Genomic DNA, 20,507 nt, shown 5'->3' with positions numbered 1-20,507 from the left:
CTCGCTGCGGTGTGACGCCAGGGCGTCAGGTGACGATCCGACCCGGACGGACATACGAGCGCCGCTCGGGTTGGCCTACTTCGTGCGCGCCGAACTGCGGGAACGGCGACGCGAACGCGAACGCACGGTCGTCGAGCCCGCGGCTCCGGCGCCTGCTGCTCCGGCTCCCGCGCCCGCCCCGGCTCCGGCGCCTGCCGCTCCGGCTCCCGCGCCCGCCCCGGCTCCGGCGCCCGCCGCTCCGGCCGCCGATGCAACCCCGTACGTCACCCCGCTGGTCCGCAAGCTCGCCACCGAGAACGGTGTCGACCTCGCGACCGTGACCGGCACCGGTGTCGGTGGCCGCATCCGCAAGCAGGACGTCCTCGCGGCCGCCGAGGCCAAGAAGGCTCCGGCCGCAGCCCCGGCAGCACCCGCCGCAGCTGCACCGGCCGCCGCCACCACCCCGGCCGGCGTCCGCCCGGAGCTCGCGCACCTGCGCGGCACCACCCAGAAGGTGAACCGGATCCGCCAGATCACGGCGGTCAAGACCCGGGAGTCGCTGCAGACCACCGCGCAGCTGACCCAGACCTTCGAGGTCGACGTCACCAAGGTCGCGGCACTGCGGTCGCAGGCCAAGGCCGGGTTCTCCGACCGCGAGGGCGTGAACCTGACGTTCCTGCCGTTCTTCGCCAAGGCCGTCGTCGAGGCGCTCGGGGCGCACCCGAACGTCAACGCGAGCTACAACGAGGACGCCAAGGAGATCACCTACCACGCGGCCGTGCACCTCGGCATCGCGGTCGACACCGAGCAGGGTCTCCTCTCCCCGGTGATCCACAACGCCGGCGACCTGTCGCTGGCCGGCCTGGCCCGCGCGATCGCCGACATCGCGGCCCGCGCCCGCTCCGGCGGCCTGAAGCCGGACGAGCTGGCCGGTGGCACCTTCACGATCACCAACATCGGCAGCCAGGGCGCGCTGTTCGACACCCCGATCCTGGTGCCGCCGCAGGCCGCCATGCTCGGCACCGGCGCGATCGTCAAGCGCCCGATGGTGGTCACCGACGACAACGGCAACGAGTCCATCGGTGTCCGGTCGATGTGCTACCTGCCGCTCACCTACGATCACCGCCTGATCGACGGTGCCGACGCCGGTCGGTTCCTGACCACGATCAAGCAGCGGCTCGAGGAAGCGGCCTTCGAGGCCGACCTCGGCCTGTAGGTCGCGGAAACCCACGCGGGCGGGGGCACCATCGAATTCGGTGGTGCCCCCGCCCGTTTCCGGGTGCGGGACACCCCAGCGGCGGACGGCCGGTGACGCGGTGCCCCCGCTCGACCGTCGACACCAGGAGGCGAAACAACGATGAAGGTGACGATCGCCGGATCGTCGGGACTGATCGGGACGACTCTGATTGCCGCGCTGAACGCGGACGGCCACGAGGTGCGGCGCCTGGTGCGCCGGCCCGTCGCCGGGCGCGATGAGTTCCGGTGGGCGCCGGAGCGGGGCGTGCTCGACTCCCGGGCACTGGACGGCGTCGACGCGGTGGTGAATCTCTGCGGCGCCGGGATCGGCGACCAGCGCTGGTCCGGCGCATACAAGCAACTGCTGCGCGACAGCCGCGTCGCGCCCACGGACGTGCTCGCACACGCCGTCGCGGACCGGGGCGTGCCGGTTCTGGTCAACGCGAGCGCCGTCGGCTTCTACGGCGACACCGGCGACGGCGTGGTGGACGAAAATGCCCCGGCGGGTGCGGGTTTCCTCTCCGGTTTGTGCCGGGACTGGGAACGCGCCACCGAGCCCGCCCGGGACGCCGGGGCCCGGACGGTGCTGCTGCGCACCGGCACGGTGATCTCGCCGAACGGTGGCCTGCTCGGTCGCCTGCGCCCGCTGTTCCGGTTCGGCCTCGGCGGACGGCTCGGCAGCGGACGGCAGTATCTGTCGTGGATCTCCCTCGACGACGAGGTCGCGGTGATCCGGTTCGCGCTGACGTCCGGTGCTCTCGCCGGTCCGGTGAACGCCACCGCCCCGAACCCGGTCACCAACGCCGGGTTCACGAAGGCCCTCGGCCACGCGCTGCGTCGCCCCACCCCCTGGGTGGTGCCGGGGTTCGCGCTGCGCGCCGCGGTCGGCGAGTTCGCGGACGAGGCGGTGCTGCACGGTCAGCGCGCACTGCCCGCCGCACTCGAGTCGGCCGGATTCACGTTCCGCCACAACACGATCGACGAGGCGCTCACCGCCGCCCTCGCGCGCTGACGCGGGTGCCGGGCGCCCTCCTCCTCCGTCCAGGCGTAACGTGTCGACAATGAGCAGCGCCACCGCCTCCGTCCGTTTCAGCGCCGAGCCGCTCGATGTCCGACCCCTCGGACTCGTCGACTACCTGGAGGCGTGGGAACTGCAGCGGAGCCTTGCCGGTGAGCGCGCCGAGGACCGCGGCCGCGACACACTCCTCCTGCTCGAGCATCCCTCGGTGTACACCGCGGGCCGCCGCACCCAGCCGGAGGACCGGCCCACCGACGGCACACCCGTGATCGACGTCGACCGCGGCGGCAAGATCACCTGGCACGGACCCGGCCAGCTGGTCGGCTACCCGATCGTCAAGCTCGCCGAGCCGGTGGACGTGGTCAACTACGTGCGCCGCATCGAAGAGGCACTGATCGCCGTCTGCGTCGATCTCGGGCTCACCTGCGGCCGCGTCGAGGGCCGGTCCGGGGTGTGGCTGCCCGCCGGCCTGAGGGACGGTGTGTGGCTGCCCGAACGCAAGATCGCCGCGATCGGCGTGCGAGTTCAGCGCGGGGTGGCCCTGCACGGCTTCGCGCTCAACTGCGATGCTGCGCTCGACCGGTTCGACGACATCGTCCCCTGCGGTATCCGCGATGCCGGCGTGGCGTCACTGTCGGGTGAACTCGGCGCGACGGTGACGACCGCCGATGTGCTTCCGGCCGTCGTCGCCGCTGTCACCGCCGCGTTCGACGGCACGATGCCGGTCACCGAACGCGACATCGAACGCGTCACTTTCGAGGACGCGACGACCCCCGAACCCGCATTCACCACCCACCGCTTCGGCTGAGCGCGGGCGACCGAAGCGACCGGCGTAGCATCGCATCGTGACTGTGGCACCCGAAAACTCCCCGGCCGCCGCCCCACAAGGGCGCAAGCTCCTTCGCATCGAGGTCCGCAACGCCGAGACCCCGATCGAGCGGAAACCCAACTGGATCAAGACCCGCGCGAAGATGGGCCCGGAGTACACCGAGCTCAAGACGCTGGTTCGCAGCGAGGGCCTGCACACCGTGTGCGAGGAAGCCGGCTGCCCCAACATCTACGAGTGCTGGGAAGACCGCGAGGCCACCTTCCTCATCGGCGGCGACCAGTGCACCCGGCGGTGCGACTTCTGCCAGATCGACACCGGCAAGCCCGCCGCCCTCGACCGCGACGAACCCCGCCGCGTCGCCGAGTCGGTCCAGTCGATGGGCCTGCGCTACTCGACCATCACCGGCGTCGCCCGCGACGACCTCCCCGACGAGGGCGCCTGGCTCTACGCCGAGACCGTCCGCCAGATCCACGAACTGAACCCCACCACCGGCGTCGAGAACCTCATCCCCGACTTCCACGCCCACCCCGATCTGCTCGCCGAGGTCTTCGACGCCCGCCCCGAGGTCCTCGCGCACAACCTCGAGACCGTCCCCCGGATCTTCAAGCGCATCCGGCCCGCGTTCCGCTACGAGCGTTCCCTCGCGGTGATCACCGCCGCCCGCGACTTCGGCCTGGTCACCAAGTCGAACCTGATCCTCGGCATGGGCGAGACCCCCGACGAGGTCCGCGAGGCCATGGTGGACCTGCACGAGGCCGGCTGCGACATCATCACCATCACCCAGTACCTGCGCCCGTCGCCGCGCCACCACCCCGTCGAACGCTGGGTCAAGCCGGAGGAATTCGTCGAGCACTCCGAGTTCGCCACCGAACTCGGCTTCGCCGGTGTCATGGCCGGACCGCTGGTCCGCTCCTCCTACCGCGCCGGCCGTCTCTACGCCCAAGCCATGGCCCATCACGGCCGTCCCCTCCCCGCCGGACAGGCCCACCTCGCCGAGGAGGGCAGTGCCTCCCAGGAGGCGGGCTCGCTGATCGAGCGCCTCGCCCGCGCCTGACCGCCGAACCCGGCGTCCCGCCGCCCCGACCCGACATCCCTGGTCGGGTGCGATCGGCGGCGGGCCCGGGTCGTATCCTGTGAGGTATGGCGAACGGCAGTAAGTCCGGAAAAACGGGCAAGGCAAGCAAGGAAGCGAAGGCCGCTGCGAAAGCGGCCCGCAGGGCGGCGTCGAAGGAACGGCGCAGCCAGCTGTGGCAGGCGTTCAATCTGCAGCGCAAGGAAGACAAGCTGCTGCTGCCGCTGATGATCGGCGCCGTCGTCGGCCTCGCCGTCGTGTTCTTCCTGGTCGGTCTCATCTTCGGGCTCCAGTGGTTCCTGCTGCCTGTCGGCATCCTGCTCGGCGTGCTGGCCGCGTTCGTTATCTTCGGTCGTCGCGTCCAGAAGACCGTCTACGGCAAGGCCGACGGTCAGGCCGGTGCGGCGGCGTGGGCGCTGGACAACCTGCAGGGCGGCTGGCGGGTGACCAACACCATCGCCGGCACCACCCAGCTCGACGCGGTGCACCGCGTGATCGGCCGCCCGGGCGTCATCCTGGTCGCCGAGGGCGCCCCGCAGCGCGTCAAATCGCTTCTCGCGCAGGAGAAGAAGAAGACCGCCCGCCTGGTCGGCGACACCCCGATCTACGACATCGTGGTCGGCAACGACGAGGGCCAGGTGCCGCTCTCACAGCTGCAGAAGTACCTGATGAAGCTGCCGAAGAACATCGACACCAAGCGGATGGACTCCATCGAGGGGCGGCTCGCCGCACTCGGCAACCGTGGCGGCCCGGCGATGCCGAAGGGCCCGGTCCCCGGCGGAGCGAAGATGAAGGGCGTGCAGCGCACGATCCGCCGCCGCTAGCGCTTCGCGCAGGTGCGTGTCTTCGGCCGCTCCCCTGGTCATCTCACCTGATGCACAGAACGCTCACGACCGCCTCTCGCCGAATCTCTCGATTCGAGCGACGTGGTCGTGAGCGTTCTGTGCGTTCGGGGCCGAAACCACGCACCCGGGGTCCGGAGCCTCACCCCAGCGGAAGTGTCTAGCGCGACCGGACCAGCGCGGTGCCGGTGGCGCGGTCGTGCATGCCGCGACCGTCGGTGTCGGTGATCAGCGGCGGGACCATGAACACCAGCAGCACCTGACGGGCCAGCGCCCGCACGATGCCGACCGGGACCGGCTTGTCGATGCGCGCGACCTGCAGTCCGACGCAGTACTGGCCGGGCGTGAACGAGAACAGCGTCACGGTCACGACACCGACCACGAACCACACCATCAGCACGACGCTGGACAGCCGGCTGTCGAGGGCGTCGCCGCCGAGGAGCAGGATCGACACGCCGCCGGCCATCAGCCAGTCGATCATCAGCGCGGCGAGGCGGCGGCCGGAACCGACCAGCGACCCCGGGCCGCTCTCGGGTAGCCCGATCCGCTCTCCCCGGTACTTCGGGGTACCGTCGTCGTCGATCGGGAGTGCGGCCGTCGGGCCGGAGAGCCAGGATCCAGTCATACGAGCCATGTGTCCAGGATAAGCGCACCCCGGCACCTCACAACGGTCGCGTACACGATGTGACCTACGTCGTAAATCGCGACGTGTAACACTGGCGAAACACGGACTTGATTGTTGGGCAACACCGAGTCCATACCGTCGCCTCGACGAACCCGCCGCAATCAACACTGGCTGGGACCCAACTGAAGGAGCACAAGCGTGGCGTTCAGCACGGCCGAAGAGGTCATCAAGTACATCGCCGACGAGCAGGTCGAGTACGTCGACATCCGATTCAGCGACCTGCCCGGCGTCCAGCAGCACTTCTCGATCCCGGCTTCGGCGTTCAACAAGGATGTCTTCGAGGACGGCCTCGCGTTCGACGGCTCGTCCGTCCGCGGCTTCCAGTCCATCCACGAGTCGGACATGATGCTGCTGCCCGACGTCTCGACCGCGCAGATCGACCCGTTCCGTGCCGCCAAGACGCTGAACATCAACTTCTTCGTCCACGACCCGTTCACCCGTGAGTCCTACAGCCGCGACCCCCGCAACGTCGCCCGGAAGGCCGAGGAGTACCTGAAGTCGACCGGCATCGCCGACACCGCCTTCTTCGGTGCCGAGGCCGAGTTCTACATCTTCGACAACGTCTCCTACGAGTCGAACATGAACGGCGCGTTCTACAAGCTCGACGCCGTCTCCGGCGCCTGGAACACCGGCAACGAGCGCAACGCCGACGGCAGCCCGAACCTCGGCTACAAGGTCCGCGCGAAGGGTGGCTACTTCCCCGTCGCCCCGTACGACCACTACGTCGACCTGCGTGACGAGATCTCCACCAACCTGACCAACGCGGGCTTCGAGCTCGAGCGCGGCCACCACGAGGTCGGCACCGGCGGCCAGCAGGAGATCAACTACAAGTTCAACACCCTCCTCGCCGCGGCCGACGACCTGCAGCTGTTCAAGTACATCGTCAAGAACACCTGCTGGCAGCACGGCAAGTCCGCCACCTTCATGCCGAAGCCGCTCTTCGGTGACAACGGCTCGGGCATGCACGTCCACCAGTCGCTGTGGAAGGACGGCAAGCCGCTGTTCCACGACGAGGCCGGCTACGCGGGTCTGTCCGACCTGGCCCGCTGGTACATCGGCGGCATCCTGCACCACGCGCCGTCGCTGCTCGCGTTCACCAACCCGACGATCAACTCGTACCACCGCCTGGTTCCGGGCTACGAGGCCCCGATCAACCTGGTCTACAGCCAGCGCAACCGCTCCGCGGCCGTCCGCATCCCGATCACGGGCAACAACCCGAAGGCCAAGCGCCTCGAGTTCCGCGCGCCGGACTCCTCGGGCAACCCGTACCTGAACTTCGCCGCGCAGATGATGGCCGGCCTGGACGGCATCAAGAACAAGATCGAGCCGATGGCTCCGGTCGACAAGGACCTCTACGAGCTCCCGCCGGAGGAGGCCCGCAACATCCCGCAGGCCCCCACCAGCCTGTCTGCCGTCATCGACCGGCTCGAGCAGGATCACGACTACCTCACCGAGGGTGGCGTGTTCACCACCGACCTGATCGAGACCTGGATCTCCATCAAGCGTGAGCAGGAGATCGCGCCCGTGAACCTGCGGCCGCACCCCTACGAGTTCCAGCTCTACTACGACGTGTAAAGAGTCGGCACTGGAATCAGGGCTCTGACCTGGCAAATCATTTTGGAGCGCCTGATTCCGTCCGCGGTTCGTCCGCAGTAGATTTCGAGTCGGCCCGCCCGGCGATCACTGAACCGATCGCCAGGCGGGCCGACTCGTCTGCATCCGGCCACATGTGCGCGTGGACGTCCACCGGTGGATCACCGGTGTTCCTCGGGTGACTGCTCGAGCCAAGGACAGCCGTTCACCAACACAAGGTGATTCCTTTTGCCTGTACGCCGATGGAACATGTTCTAGGTTGGGACGGTCGCCATGGTGTCGCGAAAGGAAACCCGATGCAGTTCAACCTTGCGGACGTCTTCGAAACGGTCGCTTCCGCAGTGCCCGATCGTGTCGCACTGAGCTATGAGGGCGAGAACCTCTCCTACGCCGAGCTGGATGGGGAGGCGAACAAGACCGCCGCGATGCTCACCGCGGCGGGTGTCTCGGCGGGTGATCACGTCGCCCTGTTCCTGAAGAACAGCGTTGAGCACGTCACGAGCATCCTCGGCCTCGTCAAGCTCCGCGCCGTGCCGATCAACGTCAACTACCGGTACACACCCGCGGAGCTGGAGTACATCTTCACCAACTCCGACTCCGCCGCCGTCGTCGTCGAGCTTCCCGAACATCAGGTAACCCTCGCCGGTCTGCTCGAGTCCTGCCCGCTGATCCGGACCGTGGTCGTGGTCGGCGACACAACCGACGAACTTCGGGCCGCCGCCGCAGCGCGCGGCGTCGCCCTCGTCGACTTCGCCGACACTCGCAACCAGCCGGCGACCGGCGACTTCGCGACTCGTTCCGGCGACGACCTGTACGTGCTGTACACCGGTGGTACCACCGGGTACCCGAAGGGCGTCATGTGGCGTCAGGACGATTTCTTCCGCAAGCCGCTCTCCGGCGGCAACCCGTACGGCGAGGGCGCCCGGCAGGATCTCGCGGAGGTCGCGGCCGCGGCGAAGGAGTTCCCCGACCTGGCGTTCCTGATCGCGGCGCCGCTCATGCACGGCGCCGCGCTGTACTCGTTGTTCACCTTCTTCACACTCGGCGCGCGCGTCGTGCTGCGCCGGGACTTCAACCCGGAGAAGGTCGTCGAGTCGATCGAGACGGACCGCGTCCAGGTGATTCTCATCGTCGGCGACGGCATGGGCCTGCCGCTCGTCGACGAGATGGAACGCCGTAAAGGCGAGGTCGACATGAGCTCGCTGTTCTCGATCACCTCCGGCGGCGCGATCTGGTCGACCAGCGTCCGCGACCGGATGCTCGCGGTGAAGCCGGACCTGCTGCTGCGCGACAACTTCGGCGCTTCCGAGTCGGGCAACGACGGGGCGTTCACCATCGACGAAGCCGGCAACCTGCGGATGCCGCCGTCGCCGAACATGATCGTCGTCGACGAGCGATTCGAGCAGATCCCCGCAGGCTCCGATGACATCGGCTACATCGCTCGGATCGGCAACGTCCCGCTCGGCTACTACAAGGACGAGGAGAAGACAGCTCGAACTTTCCCGACCCGCGCTGACGGTGTCCGGATGTCGGTGCTCGGCGACATGGGCAGGGTCGAAGCGGACGGCACCATCGTCTTCCTCGGGCGCGGCTCGCAATGCATCAACACCGGTGGTGAAAAGGTCTTCGCCGAAGAGGTCGAGGCCGCGCTGCATGCGCATCCGTCGATTTCGGATGCACTCGTTGTGCCGATCCCTGACGAACGTATGGGCCAGCAGGTCGCAGCGGTGATCGCGACCTATCCAGACTCGTCCGAGCTCACGCTCGACGAAGTCCAGGAACATTGCCGAAAGTCCCTCGCCGGGTACAAGATCCCGCGTTCGGTGGTCCTCGTGGATGAAGTCAAGCGGACCCCGGCCGGCAAGGCCGACTACCGCTGGGCAACTTCCATGGCATCGTCCTAGGAAGGTGGCGGCACCCCTGGGCGCCCACCCGGTCGCCCAGGGGTGCCGCCCGCCACTCGTGTCGCTGGGCCGCACGGCTGTCCGGGATGATCGACCGCATGCCAGCCGCTCGCCGCACCGACCGCCGGAGCACGTTCGACCGCGCCGCGCGGGCCTATGACGGGGCCCGGCCCGAGTACCCGCCTGCGCTCTTCGACGAACTCGTCCGCGCGACCGGGGTGACTCCGGGCGATTCCCTGCTGGAGATCGGCGGCGGAACCGGCAAGGCGACGGTCGAACTGGCACGACGCGGTTTCGCCGTCACGTCGGTGGAACTGGGCCCAGCCCTGGCCGCGGTCGCGCGGGAGAACCTCGCGCCGTTCGCGCACGCCGAGGTGGTCTGCGCCGACTTCGAAACCTGGGAGCCGGCGCCCTCGGCGTCCTTCGACCTCGTGTTCGCTGCGACGGCGTGGCACTGGATCGACCCCGCGATGCGATACGCCAAGGCCGCCAGGCTCCTTCGCCCACACGGGCATCTTGCGTTCTGGACGGCACTGCACGTCGTGCCCGACGAGGGCGACCCCTTCTTCCAGGACATGCAGCCGATCTACGACGAGATCGGCGAAGGAATGCCGCCCGGAACGGTCTGGCCCCGCCCCGGCGAACTCGCCGATCATCGGGCGGAGATCGAATCGACCGGGCTCTTCGAGGGCGTCACGGTGAGTCATTTCGACTGGGAGGTCGGCTACGACGCGGACGGCTACCTCGCGCTTCTGGACACCTTCTCGAGCCACATCGCGATGGCGGGGTGGCAGCGGGAGCGTCTCCACGGCGAGATCCGCCGACGCATCGAGGACCGACCGGACCACCGGGTGCGGCGCCATTTCGGCACCGTTCTCCACACCGCCCGTCGTGTGGAGCATCTGCCGAACCTCGCCTGACTCCTGCCCGGCGAGCACCGGCTGCGGGGTGTCCGGTCCCGATCAGCGAGAAGTTGCCACATCCACGGCACCCTCCGCAATAGCTTCGATTCGTGACCACCGGCATCCAGACATTTCCGCACCTCCTCGCTCCCGGCACCATCGGTCCGATGACGCTGGACAACCGCGTCGTTCTGCCCGCTATGGACATGAACCTCTGCGAGGACGGCGAGATCCACCAGGGCGACATCGATCACTTCGTTGCCCGCGCCGAGGGCGGTACCGCTCTGATCATCACCGGCTGCGCCGCGGTGGCCTACCCGGCGGGCTGCACCAGCCGTAAGGAGCCGGGCCTGTCCGAGGACCGGTTCATCCCGGGCCTGAAGGCGCTCGCCGACGCGATCCATGCCGCCGGGAGCAAGCTGTGCGTGCAGATGGTGCACCACGGCAAGGTGGCTCGCATCGACACCCTCGACGGCCGCCCGCAGCTGGTGCCGTCCATTCCGAAGCCGCCCGGTGACATGAGCGCGATGGCCGACTGCACCCCCGAGGAACTCGGGAAGATGGCCGCCATCCAGGAGGGCAAGCGGGCCACCCACCACGAGGCCACCCAGGAGGACCTCGACTGGCTGGTGCGGATGTTCGCCGAGGCCGCGGGCCGCGTCCTGGCCGCCGGTGGTGACGCGGTCGAGATCCACTGCGCCCACAACTACGTCCTCGGCGGATTCCTGAGCCGCTACTCGAACCAGCGCACCGACGAGTACGGCGGGTCACTGGAGAACCGAGCCCGGCTCGCGTGCGAGGTGATCAGCGCGGTCAAGGAGAAGGTGGGTGACGGCCTGGCGATCATCGTGCGCCTGGCCGGGCAGGAGTACGGCGAGTCCGACGGCCTGACCGCCGACGAGGCGGCCGCCGCGGCGGCCCTGTTCGAGAAGGCGGGCGCGGACGCCATCCACGTCACCGGCACCGCGCTGAACGCCTTCGCGAACTTCACCGACGGTCCGCTGCCCAACAAGGTCGGCTATTACACCGACAATGCGGCGATCGTGAAGCGCGCGGTGTCGATTCCCGTGATCACCGTCGGCCGGATGCTCCCCGAGGTCAGCGAGAAGATGATCTCCGAGGGCAAGACCGACTTCGTCGCAATGGGCCGTCAACTGCTCGCCGACCCCGGTCTGGTCGGCAAGCTCAAGGCCGGGCGGGCCGAGCAGGTCCGGCCCTGCATCAACTGCTACGTCTGTGTGCAGGAGAACTTCTGGGACGAGACGCCGCTGTGCGCGGTCAACCCCGCACTCGGCAACGAGGCCCTGCTGCCGTTCCCCGCGGTCAAGGCTCGCAAGCACGTCGTCGTGGTCGGCTCCGGCCCGGGCGGACTCGAGTCCGCGCGCGTCGCCGCCGAGCGGGGCCACCGCGTCACGATCCTGGAGAAGTCCGACCGCGTCGGCGGCACGCTGTGGTTCTCCACGCTGACCACCCCAGACAACGAACGGCTGCTGAACTGGCTGACGAGCGAGGTGACACGGCTCGGCGTCGAGGTGCGGCTGAACACCACGGCCACCGCCGCGTCGGTGCGTGCCCTCAACCCGGACGAGGTCGTCGTCGCGACCGGCGCGGTGCGCGAACGCCCGAACGTACCCGGCGGCAATCTGCCGCACGTGCAGACCGGCGACACGATGCGCGCACTGATGAGCGGATCGGGTGACGTCTCCGACCAGTCCGCGCTCTTCCGTGCACTGGGCAAGTTGGCAGGGCTGACCGGAATCACCAAGAGCCCGGGCAGGATTCGTGACCTGAGCCGCCGATTCCTCAAGTTCCTTCCGATGACCCGCAACGTCGTCGTGATCGGCGGCTCGCTGGTCGGCCTCGAGCTCGCCGAGTTCCTCGCCGAGCGGGGCAGCCGCGTCACCCTGATCGAAGAGGGCCAGCAGCTCGGTGTGCCGATGGCGATGCCGCGGCGCTGGACCGCCGTCAAGCACTCGCGTGAGGTGGGCGTGAACATCTACCGCAAGGCGACGGTCAAGCGCATCACCCGCAAGACCGTCGAGTTCACCGCCGGCGGCGAGACCCTCACCGTGCCGGCGTCGCTGGTCGTGGTGGCCACCGGGGTGTCGGCCGCAGCTCCGCTGGCCGATGCCCTCGGCGCGTCCGGTGTGAACGTCCGCGTGGTCGGCGACGCAGGCTCCGTCGACTACATCGAGGGTGCGATGCACTCCGCGTGGAAGGTCGCCACCGAAATCTGAGTCACACCACGCGGCTCGGTCACCGAGGCCCGTCCGCCCCTTCCCGGGGTGGACGGGCCTCGACCCGTTTCCGGACGATCCACCCCAACGGGACACGCCACGATTCCCCGAACGTTGCACGGGCACTCTCCCGGGAGCAAGGTGATCTGTGACCAACGGAACAGTGGGAGGTGAGCGCGCGGTGGATCTGCAGACCTGGTGGGAATTCGTCAGCGTCCGTCGCCAGCAACTGGTCACCGACTCGTTCCTGCACGTCAGCGCCGTCGTCCAGTCGGTGATCCTCGCGACGATCCTCGCCGTCGGGATCGGCATCGCCGTCTACCGCAGTCCATTCGGCTCCACCGTCGCGACCGGGTTGGCCAGCACCATCCTGACGGTTCCCTCGTTCGCGCTGTTGGGCCTGCTGATCCCGATCATGGGGCTCGGGGTGCGCCCGACCGTGACGGCCCTGGTCCTGTACGCACTGCTGCCGATCATCCGGAACACCATCATCGGCCTGGCGTCGGTCGACCCGGCGGTCAGCGACGCGGCTCGCGGAGTCGGGATGAGCCGGTTGCGAATCCTCGGCCGGATCGAACTGCCGCTGGCCTGGCCGTCGATCCTGACCGGCATGCGCGTGAGCACCCAGATGCTGATGGGCATCCTCGCGATCGCCGCCTACGCGAAGGGCCCTGGGCTGGGCAACCTCATCTTCTCCGGCCTCTCCCGCGTCGGCAGCCCGAACGCCGTCCCGCAGGCGCTGACCGGCACCGTGCTCATCGTCATCCTCGCGCTGATCCTCGACGGCATCTACGTCGTGATCGGCAAGCTGACCACGTCGAAGGGAATCCGATGAGCGCCGCCGACCAGCACGACAATCACGGCGGCGCAGGCGCCGGGGCCCACGGTGTCGAGATCGTCCTGGACGAGGTCGTCAAGCGGTACCCGAACGCGCCCACGCCCGCCGTCGCTGGTGTCTCGATGACGATCCCCGCCGGCGAGACCGTGGTGTTCGTCGGCCCGTCCGGCTGCGGCAAGACCACCACGATGCGGATGATCAACCGGCTCATCGAACCGACGTCGGGCACCATCACCATCGGCGGCCGGGACGCGCTGTCCATCGACGCGGACAAGCTGCGGCGGGGAATCGGGTACTCCATCCAGCAGGCGGGCCTGTTCCCCCACGTCACCGTCGGCAAGAACATCGCGACCGTGCCCGGCCTGGTCGGGTGGGACCGCAAGCGCATCGCGGCCCGCGTCGACGAGATGCTCGACCTGGTCGGCCTCGACCCCGACACGTACCGGAACCGCTACCCGCGGCAACTGTCCGGCGGTCAGCAGCAACGCGTCGGGGTGGCCCGGGCGCTGGCCGCCGATCCCCCGGTGCTGCTGATGGACGAGCCGTTCGGCGCGGTCGATCCGATCACCCGCGGCCTGCTGCAGGACGAGTTGCTGCGTCTGCAGTCCGAACTCGGGAAGACGATCGTGTTCGTCACCCACGACTTCAACGAGGCCGTCAAGCTCGGTGACCGGATCGCGGTGCTGGGCAACCAGTCCCGCATCCTGCAGTACGACACCCCGGAGGCGATCCTGGCCAATCCGGCGGACGAGACGGTCGCCGGATTCGTCGGCGGCGACGCCTCCCTCAAGCAGTTGACGTTGACCCGGGTGCGGGACGTTCGGCTGCTGCACTGTCCCACCGTCCACGAGGACGGATCCGTCGAGGAGTTCCGGGACGCGCTGCTGGCCCGCAAGCGCCGGTGGGGACTGGTCCTCGACCACCGGAACCGGCCGCTGCGGTGGGTCTCGCCCCCGCATCTGGCGCACGCGACGTCGCTCCGCGGAGTGGGTGATCCGGTCGGCGAGCTCGTCTCGGTGCAGTCGACGCTGCAGGACGCGCTCGAGGCGCTGCTGGCGGAGTCGAGCGCGTCGACGGTCGTCACCGGCCGGCGGGGCGAGTACGCGGGCCTGATCACCATCGACATCCTCGTCGCGGCCCTGCGCGAACTGCGCGAGGAGCACGCGGGCGACCACGACGACGAGCACACGGACGCCAGCTGGATCGAGCCGACGGGCCGGCACGGCGGATCCCGGCCTGCCGTCCCCGGGGCGCAGGCGGTCCCCGCGGAGGAGGCGACGCCGTGAGCACCGTCGCCGAGGGCCGATCGGAACGGGCCCGGCTGCTGGTCCAGCCGGTGCTGGTGCTGATACTGGTTGCGGGAGTGCTGTTCTGGGCGTTCAACCGGGAGCTCACCGCCACCCAGCAGGCCAGCATCAGCATCTCGAACATCGCGAACCTGACGTGGGAGCACGTGCTGATCACGGTCGCGGTCGTCGCGATCGTGCTGGTGCTCGCGGTGCCGTTGGGCACCCTGCTCACCCGTCCCGGCTGGAACCGGGTGGCGCCCTTCTTCGTCGGCATCGCGAACGTCGGGGCTGCGGCGCCCGCGATCGGTCTACTGGTGCTGTTCTACCTCGCCACCCGCACCACCGGGTTCTGGATCGGGGTGCTGCCGATCGCCTTCTACTCGCTGCTTCCGGTGCTGCGCAACACGATCCTCGGCTACCAGGAGGTCGACCCCGCGCTGATCGACGCGGGCCGCGGCCAGGGCATGTCCGCGGTGACGGTGCTGCGCCGGGTGGAGTTCCCGATGGCGGTGCCCTACATCCTCGCCGGACTGCGGACGTCGCTGGTGCTCGCGGTCGGCACCGCGACACTGTGCTTCCTGGTCAGCGCCGGGGGGCTCGGGATCCTCATCGACACCGGCTACAAGTTGCGCGACAACGTCACCCTGGTGGTCGGCGCGGTGCTCGCCGTCGCGCTGGCACTGTTCGTCGATTGGCTCGGTGCGCTCGCCGAGGTGTACCTCGGCCCGAAGGGGTTGCGTTGACATGAAAGCTGCCCTGTCATGAGAACCCTGCGCGCGATGGTCGCGGTGGCCGCGGTGGTGGCCACCCTGTCGGCGTGCGGTCTCGAGTCCGGCGGCGCCGTGCCACTGGAGGTCGGGCCGGGCAGCATCACCCCGGTCGAGGAACTCGAGAGCGTCCCGGTGACCGTGGGATCCAAGGACTTCACCGAGCAGATCATCCTCGGCTACATCATCGAGTTCGCCCTGTCCGCAGCCGGGGCGGACGTGCGCGACCTGACGAACATCCAGGGGTCGAACAGCACCCGGGACGCGCAGCTCGCCGGGCAGATCGACGTCACCTACGAGTACACCGGCACCGGCTGGATCAACTATCTCGGTCACGAGCAGCCGATCCCCGACCCGACCGCGCAGTTCGAGGCGGTCCGGGACGAGGACCTCGAACGCAACGGCATGGTGTGGACCGATCCCGCACCGATGAACAACACCTATGCCCTGGCCACCAACCGGGCCACCGCGGACGCGACCGGGGTGCGCACCCTCTCGGACTACGCGGCGCTGGTGGAACGCGACCCGGCGGCCGCGACCACGTGCGTGGAGACCGAGTTCAACGTGCGGCAGGACGGCTACCCGGGCATGGCCGCCGCGTACGGGTTCGATCCCACCAAGGCGGACAAGCGCCTGCTGCAGACCGGCATCATCTACCAGGCGACCGCGGACGGCACGCAGTGCAAGTTCGGCGAGGTGTTCACCACGGACGGCCGGATCGTCGCCCTCGATCTGGTTCTGCTCGAGGACGACCGGTCGTTCTTCCCGAAGTACAACCCGGCGATCACGATGCGGGAGGAGTTCGCCCGCGAGCACCCCGAGATCGCCGAGGTGATGGCCCCGATCTCCGCGGCGCTGACCAACGAGGAGATCAGCGAACTCAACCGCCAGGTCGACGTCGACGGCCGCGAGCCCGCCGACGTCGCCCGGAACTGGCTGGCAGACAAGGGCTTCGTCACCATTCCCTAGGCACGTCGTGCACAGTGACGGAGCCGCCTACAGCGCGCGGAAGCGCGGGATCAGGTGCTCGGCGACCTGCTTCGCCTCGTCGATCAGCGGCCAGCCGGCGAGGATGAGCGACGTCAGGCCGGTGCGGTCGCGCAGGGTCCGCACGTGCCCCGTGATCTCGTCGGGATCGCCCACGTAGTAGACGGCGGACGAGCCGGTCGCGAAGATGTCCAGCGGGGACCAGGCGGTGATGCCGGCGTACAGGCCGTCACCGAGGTACAGGTCCTCCGGTTCCGGGATCTTCCCGGAGACGATGGTGTTCACCCAGCCCTGCCGCTGGGCGTCGCGGGCGGTGAACGTCTTGAGATCCTGCGCGCCGCCGGTCCGCCTGCGGACCGCCTTGTCGAGGACGTCGGTGATCTGGTCGATGCCGGCCTTCTCGAACAGCGACCGGAAGCGGTCCATGGCCTCGTCCCGGGTGGGGCGCACGATCACGCCGGACAGCGCACCGAAGTCGCTGAACTCGCGACCGGCCGCTGCGGCCGCCGCCCGCGCACCGGCGAACTTCTCCTCGATGAACGCCGTCTCCCGCAGCATCGCCAGGTAGGCGTCGAGGACCTTGCCCGAGTTCGCCAGTCCCGCAGGCGAATCACCGGTGCCCCACAGCGGAACCGTGTGCCCCTCGGCCGAGTCGACGCGCAGCGGGGTGTTCGGGAAGTTGGACTCGGTGCCCTCGCGGTAGTAGCGCCGGAAGTCGGCCCAGTACTGCTCCCCCAGTTCGTACCGCCGGTCGTGCTCGACGTTCATGTCGTACTTGGTGAGGATGTTGTCGCGGCCGTTGACGGAGTTGATCATCAGCCGGCCACCGCTGAACGCGTCGAAGGTCAGGGCCTTCTCGGCGAGCAGCCGGGCGGGAGTCATGTTGGCGTACACCGCGACCAGGAACTTCATCCGCGAGGTGTGCGAGGCCGCCCACGTCGCCGACAGGAACGGATCGTTCGACCAGGTCGCCACGAGGGCACCGTCGAAGCCGCCCTCGTCGATGGTCTTGGCGAGTTCGATCTGCCGCTGCCCGTCGACGGGGTACAGCCCGCCCGGGCTCCACGGGAAGTCGCCGTCGGCCTGGGTCAGGTACCAGAAGGTCTTGATGCTCACAGGTTCCCGGCCTTCTCGGTCGCGTCGAAGGTCTCGACCCGGGCGCGATCGGCGAGCGTCGTGGCGTCGACGGTGTACAGCGCGTCGAGGTAGGCGACGGCGAACGATCCCGGGCCGGACGAGTTCGCCTCGGCGATCTCCGACGCGACCGCGACGTGCGCGTGCGCGGCGGCGAGCCCGATCAGCGGGGTCGGTGCCACCGCGAGGTACGCGGCGACGAGACCGCCGAGCGAGCAGCCGGTGGAGGTGACGCGCGGCAGCATCGCGCTGCCGCCGCCGATCCGGACCCCGACGACACTGCCGTCGGCGGCCCGTCCCACCAGGTGGTCGACGGGTCCGGAGGCCGAGACAACCTCGGCGTGGTCGAGCAGGGCGAGGGCCGCGGGCACGGCGGCGGCCGGGTCGTCGGAGCTGTCCACGCCGCGGGTGTCGCCGCCGAGCCCGGCCAGCGCGATGATCTCGGACGCGTTGCCCCGGATCGCGGTGGGCCGGTACTTCAGCAGGTCCACGGCGAGGCCGCTGCGCCACGCGAGGCCGCCGACGCCGACGGGGTCGAGCACCCAGGGGGTGCCCGCGTCGTGCGCGGCCTCCGCGGCCGCGGTGAATGCCGCTGCGGTGCCGTCGTCGGGGGTGCCGAGGTTGACCAGCACACCTCCCGCGATCCGCGCGAAGTCACCGGCCTCGTGGGCGTTGTCGATGTGCGCGTTGCTGGCGCCGGCCGCGAGCAGCACGTTGGTCAGGAAGTTCGCCGACACGACGTTGGTCAGGGAGTGGACGAGCGGGACCCCGGCGCGGAGGGCGTCGAGGGCGCGACCGAGGTCGTCGGAGGTCAGGGCAGTGGTCATGGAGAATTCCTGTGGCAGAGAGGGTTTCGAGGGTTCGGGACTATCGGCGCCGGTGACATCGCTTCATTCGTCACCACCTGCGGTCGTGACCATCGGCAGTGCCGGGTCAGCGGACCACTCTTCGATCGACCCGTCGTACACCTGCAGGTCGTCGTGGCCGGCGAGGACGAGACCGAGCGCGGTCAGGCACGCCGACACGCCGCCACCGCAGTAGAGGACGACCGGCCGCTCGGCGCCTGCGAGGGCGTCCTCGGCGAGCGCCCGCACCTCGTCGACGCCGCGAACGAGTCCATCGTCGTCGAGCAGGCTCTTCGCGGACAGGTTGCGGCTGCCGGGGAGGTGCCCGCGCCGGCTGTACCGGGTCTGCTCGGCACCCGAGAATTGCGCGGGGGCCAGCGCGCACACCAGGGTGCCGGGCGCGTCGCCCTCTACGATCGCGGACACGTCGGCACGGTCCACCCAGAGCGGCCGGTAGTGCAGCCCGGGATCGGTGGCGACCGCGGTCGACGGCGCCGCGTCGCCGGTCTCGACCGGCAGGCCGAGTTCCGTCCACCGGGCCAGACCCCCATCGAGGACGCGTGCCTCGACACCGACACTGCGCAGCAGCCACCACACCCGCGAGGCCCAGGTCATCGAGCCCTGGTCGTAGACCACGACATCGATACCCGCCGAGATACCCAGTGCCGCAAGCTCGTCCGCGAGCTGTCGGACCGGGGGCCGACTGAAGTGCAGGGTATTGGCGGTGTCCGAGAACGCGCTGAGGAGATCGACGTGCCGCGAGCCGGGAACGTGGGCATCACGCCAGAGCGCTCCGCCGGACTCCGGCCGGTAGTCGCCGTCGAAGCGCGGGGGGGCGAGGAGGACGGTGACGTCCAGGACGACGGGAGTGTCGCCGCGACCGATCGCGTCGGACAGCTCGTCGACCCCGATCAACGGTGGGTTGTGCACGCTCACGCCTTCCTGAAAGTTCGAACGAACCGAACCTAAATGAGGACAAGCGTATACGCAAGTATTCGAATGTCTTCCCTGGCATAATCATCGCGGCGGCCGCGGACCGCGACCGAAAACGAGGGAGGACACGATGACGCGCGAGGACGACGACCTGGGCACCCTGATGCTCACCGGTGCGGCGGGCCGGTCGGATCAGACCTCGAAGCAGTACCTACGGCTGCGCGCGGACATCCTCGACGGCAAGTTCCCGCAGGGCGCGCCGCTGCACGAGACGCAGCTCAGCGAGACGTACGGCGCCTCGCGCACCCCCATCCGCGAAGCACTGAACTGGCTCGCCCACGACGGGCTCCTGGAACGAGCGGCGCGCGGGTTCCGGGTCCGGTCCGGCACACCCGAGGACGTGATCGAGATCTACGCCGCCCGCGTCGCTCTCGAATCCGAGGCCGCGGGAGCCGCCGCGATCCGGCACACCGACCTCGACATGGCCCGGCTCGAACGGCTGCACCGGTCGTGCTGCGACGCCGACGACGACGCAGCGGTCCGCACCGGCAACTTCCGCTTCCACGAGGCGCTGTGGCAGGCCGCGCACAACACGACGATCATGACGCTGCTCGTCCGCCTGACCACCCAACTGCGGATCTACGACAGCGGCCCGCCGTCGAACTACGGCGAGCCGGATCTGCTCAATTCCGAGCACGACCTGATCCTCGACGCGCTGCGCGCCCGCGACGAGCGCGCCGCCCGCGAGCACATGCGCACCCACCTCGAGCGCAGCCGCGAGCAGCGCATCCGCCTCTTCGCCGGCGAGTAGCGCTACGCGCTCGTGCGCGGTTTGCGGGTGTGGGGACCCGCAAACCGCGCACGAGCGGCGCAGCCGCCTCAGTACCGGCGAGCGGCGTAGAACGGCATCGAGTCCAGCGGCGCCTTCTTCACCGGCTGACCGGTGGTCGGGGCGTGCACGACCATGCCGCCGCCGGCGTACAGGCCGACGTGCTCGGCGCCGTTGAACAGCACCACGTCACCGGGCTGCAGGTTTCCGCGCCCGACCGGGCTGCCGCCGTTCACCTGGTCGTACGTGGTGCGCGGCACGGAGACGCCGGCCTGCCGGTACGCCCACTGCACCAGGCCCGAGCAGTCGAAGGCATTCGGGCCGGTCGCGCCCCACACGTAGGGGGATCCCAGCTTGGACAGCGCGGCGTCGAGCGCACGCTGACCGTTGGTCGCCATCGGCGCCGGGAGGGGCGCCGAACCGGGGCCGGGGATCTCGACGGTTCCCACTCCGGGGATCGTGATCGGCTGTGCGGCGGCCGGGACGGCCGGCAGCGCCAGCACCCCACCGGCGATCGCGGCGGCCACAACCAGGCCACGAACGGATCGTGAGGTTCGCCGGGTGCTTGGCATGCGGTGCTTCGACATC

19 protein-coding genes are annotated in these 20,507 nt (G+C 69.4%); 14 read left to right on the top strand and 5 right to left on the bottom strand.

Annotated elements, in window-relative coordinates:
* The 5 genes from sucB to ACWEPG_RS20960 form a co-directional block, all read left to right on the top strand.
* Positions 1-1,195, top strand: a 1,195-nt coding sequence (sucB, locus tag ACWEPG_RS20980; protein ID WP_452595183.1) for a 2-oxoglutarate dehydrogenase, E2 component, dihydrolipoamide succinyltransferase, incomplete at its 5' end; no start/stop codon positions are given.
* 141 nt (positions 1,196-1,336) lie between these two features.
* Entirely contained in the window at positions 1,337-2,227 is an 891-nt protein-coding gene (locus ACWEPG_RS20975; protein WP_452595182.1) for a TIGR01777 family oxidoreductase, read from the top strand.
* A 49-nt stretch (positions 2,228-2,276) separates the two neighbouring features.
* The gene (lipB, locus tag ACWEPG_RS20970; RefSeq protein ID WP_450112832.1) at positions 2,277-3,041 is read left to right on the top strand and encodes a lipoyl(octanoyl) transferase LipB; all 765 of its coding nucleotides are present in this window, start codon (positions 2,277-2,279) and stop codon (positions 3,039-3,041) included.
* 43 nt (positions 3,042-3,084) lie between these two features.
* Positions 3,085-4,116 (top strand): lipoyl synthase, encoded by a 1,032-nt coding sequence (lipA, locus tag ACWEPG_RS20965; protein ID WP_450135208.1) that lies wholly within the window; start codon positions 3,085-3,087, stop codon positions 4,114-4,116.
* Positions 4,117-4,202: 86 nt separating this feature from the next.
* Positions 4,203-4,958, top strand: a complete 756-nt coding sequence (locus ACWEPG_RS20960) for a DUF4191 domain-containing protein (protein ID WP_450112831.1) — start codon at positions 4,203-4,205, stop codon at positions 4,956-4,958.
* A gap of 178 nt (positions 4,959-5,136) precedes the next feature.
* Here the strand turns inward: ACWEPG_RS20960 and ACWEPG_RS20955 are convergent, their stop codons facing one another.
* The gene (locus ACWEPG_RS20955; protein WP_450112830.1) at positions 5,137-5,610 is read right to left on the bottom strand and encodes an RDD family protein; all 474 of its coding nucleotides are present in this window, start codon (positions 5,608-5,610) and stop codon (positions 5,137-5,139) included.
* 189 nt (positions 5,611-5,799) lie between these two features.
* On the opposite strand from ACWEPG_RS20955, the gene glnA reads away from it, so the two are divergent.
* From glnA to ACWEPG_RS20915, 8 genes are all read left to right on the top strand, one after another.
* Positions 5,800-7,236, top strand: coding sequence for a type I glutamate--ammonia ligase (gene glnA, locus ACWEPG_RS20950; RefSeq protein WP_450112829.1), 1,437 nt, complete (start codon positions 5,800-5,802; stop codon positions 7,234-7,236).
* A 314-nt stretch (positions 7,237-7,550) separates the two neighbouring features.
* Positions 7,551-9,158 (top strand): AMP-binding protein, encoded by a 1,608-nt coding sequence (locus tag ACWEPG_RS20945; RefSeq protein WP_450112828.1) that lies wholly within the window; start codon positions 7,551-7,553, stop codon positions 9,156-9,158.
* Between the two features lie 98 nt (positions 9,159-9,256).
* On the top strand, positions 9,257-10,078 hold the full coding sequence (locus ACWEPG_RS20940) for a class I SAM-dependent methyltransferase (protein ID WP_452595181.1): 822 nt from the start codon (positions 9,257-9,259) through the stop codon (positions 10,076-10,078).
* A gap of 92 nt (positions 10,079-10,170) precedes the next feature.
* Complete coding sequence (locus ACWEPG_RS20935) at positions 10,171-12,297, top strand: oxidoreductase (protein ID WP_450112826.1); 2,127 nt, start codon at positions 10,171-10,173, stop codon at positions 12,295-12,297.
* Positions 12,298-12,478: 181 nt separating this feature from the next.
* Positions 12,479-13,132, top strand: coding sequence for an ABC transporter permease (locus ACWEPG_RS20930; RefSeq protein WP_450112864.1), 654 nt, complete (start codon positions 12,479-12,481; stop codon positions 13,130-13,132).
* A complete protein-coding gene (locus ACWEPG_RS20925; protein WP_452595180.1) occupies positions 13,129-14,421 on the top strand; it encodes an ATP-binding cassette domain-containing protein in 1,293 nt (430 codons plus the stop codon). The genes ACWEPG_RS20930 and ACWEPG_RS20925 overlap by 4 nt, the downstream gene beginning before the upstream one ends.
* Positions 14,418-15,167, top strand: coding sequence for an ABC transporter permease (locus tag ACWEPG_RS20920; protein WP_450112824.1), 750 nt, complete (start codon positions 14,418-14,420; stop codon positions 15,165-15,167). Before ACWEPG_RS20925 ends, ACWEPG_RS20920 begins: the two co-directional genes overlap by 4 nt.
* 18 nt (positions 15,168-15,185) lie before the next feature.
* Positions 15,186-16,160, top strand: a complete 975-nt coding sequence (locus tag ACWEPG_RS20915; protein WP_450112823.1) for a glycine betaine ABC transporter substrate-binding protein — start codon at positions 15,186-15,188, stop codon at positions 16,158-16,160.
* A gap of 27 nt (positions 16,161-16,187) precedes the next feature.
* On the opposite strand, the gene ACWEPG_RS20910 is transcribed toward ACWEPG_RS20915, so the two are convergent.
* The 3 genes from ACWEPG_RS20910 to ACWEPG_RS20900 form a co-directional block, all read right to left on the bottom strand.
* Entirely contained in the window at positions 16,188-17,294 is a 1,107-nt protein-coding gene (locus ACWEPG_RS20910) for an LLM class flavin-dependent oxidoreductase (RefSeq protein WP_450112822.1), read from the bottom strand.
* A complete protein-coding gene (thiM, locus tag ACWEPG_RS20905; RefSeq protein ID WP_450112821.1) occupies positions 17,291-18,139 on the bottom strand; it encodes a hydroxyethylthiazole kinase in 849 nt (282 codons plus the stop codon). The genes ACWEPG_RS20910 and thiM overlap by 4 nt, the downstream gene beginning before the upstream one ends.
* 63 nt (positions 18,140-18,202) lie before the next feature.
* Positions 18,203-19,093: a sulfurtransferase gene (locus ACWEPG_RS20900; RefSeq protein ID WP_450112820.1), complete on the bottom strand. Its 891-nt coding sequence runs from the start codon at positions 19,091-19,093 to the stop codon at positions 18,203-18,205.
* A 127-nt stretch (positions 19,094-19,220) separates the two neighbouring features.
* On the opposite strand from ACWEPG_RS20900, the gene ACWEPG_RS20895 reads away from it, so the two are divergent.
* Entirely contained in the window at positions 19,221-19,901 is a 681-nt protein-coding gene (locus ACWEPG_RS20895) for a GntR family transcriptional regulator (RefSeq protein ID WP_450112819.1), read from the top strand.
* A 68-nt stretch (positions 19,902-19,969) separates the two neighbouring features.
* On the opposite strand, the gene ACWEPG_RS20890 is transcribed toward ACWEPG_RS20895, so the two are convergent.
* Positions 19,970-20,506, bottom strand: a complete 537-nt coding sequence (locus tag ACWEPG_RS20890) for a C40 family peptidase (RefSeq protein WP_450112818.1) — start codon at positions 20,504-20,506, stop codon at positions 19,970-19,972.
* Between the last annotated feature and the right edge of the window lies 1 nt (position 20,507).

The sequence above is a fragment of the Rhodococcus sp. NPDC004095 genome (assembly GCF_053604015.1).
The sequence above is the reverse complement of the archived record's forward strand: the minus strand, read 5'-3'. Positions and strand labels throughout refer to the sequence as shown.

What these genes read in the sequence shown, in the direction of transcription:
- ACWEPG_RS20975 (WP_452595182.1), top strand. Translation starts at nt 1,337, where the DNA reads ATGAAGGTGACGATCGCCGGATCGTCGGGACTGATCGGGACGACTCTG.
- ACWEPG_RS20925 (WP_452595180.1), top strand. Translation starts at nt 13,129, where the DNA reads ATGAGCGCCGCCGACCAGCACGACAATCACGGCGGCGCAGGCGCCGGG.
- lipB (WP_450112832.1), top strand. Translation starts at nt 2,277, where the DNA reads ATGAGCAGCGCCACCGCCTCCGTCCGTTTCAGCGCCGAGCCGCTCGAT.
- ACWEPG_RS20895 (WP_450112819.1), top strand. Translation starts at nt 19,221, where the DNA reads ATGACGCGCGAGGACGACGACCTGGGCACCCTGATGCTCACCGGTGCG.
- thiM (WP_450112821.1), bottom strand. Translation starts at nt 18,139, where the DNA reads ATGACCACTGCCCTGACCTCCGACGACCTCGGTCGCGCCCTCGACGCC.
- ACWEPG_RS20945 (WP_450112828.1), top strand. Translation starts at nt 7,551, where the DNA reads ATGCAGTTCAACCTTGCGGACGTCTTCGAAACGGTCGCTTCCGCAGTG.
- ACWEPG_RS20940 (WP_452595181.1), top strand. Translation starts at nt 9,257, where the DNA reads ATGCCAGCCGCTCGCCGCACCGACCGCCGGAGCACGTTCGACCGCGCC.
- ACWEPG_RS20915 (WP_450112823.1), top strand. Translation starts at nt 15,186, where the DNA reads ATGAGAACCCTGCGCGCGATGGTCGCGGTGGCCGCGGTGGTGGCCACC.
- ACWEPG_RS20955 (WP_450112830.1), bottom strand. Translation starts at nt 5,610, where the DNA reads ATGGCTCGTATGACTGGATCCTGGCTCTCCGGCCCGACGGCCGCACTC.
- ACWEPG_RS20890 (WP_450112818.1), bottom strand. Translation starts at nt 20,506, where the DNA reads ATGTCGAAGCACCGCATGCCAAGCACCCGGCGAACCTCACGATCCGTT.
- ACWEPG_RS20960 (WP_450112831.1), top strand. Translation starts at nt 4,203, where the DNA reads ATGGCGAACGGCAGTAAGTCCGGAAAAACGGGCAAGGCAAGCAAGGAA.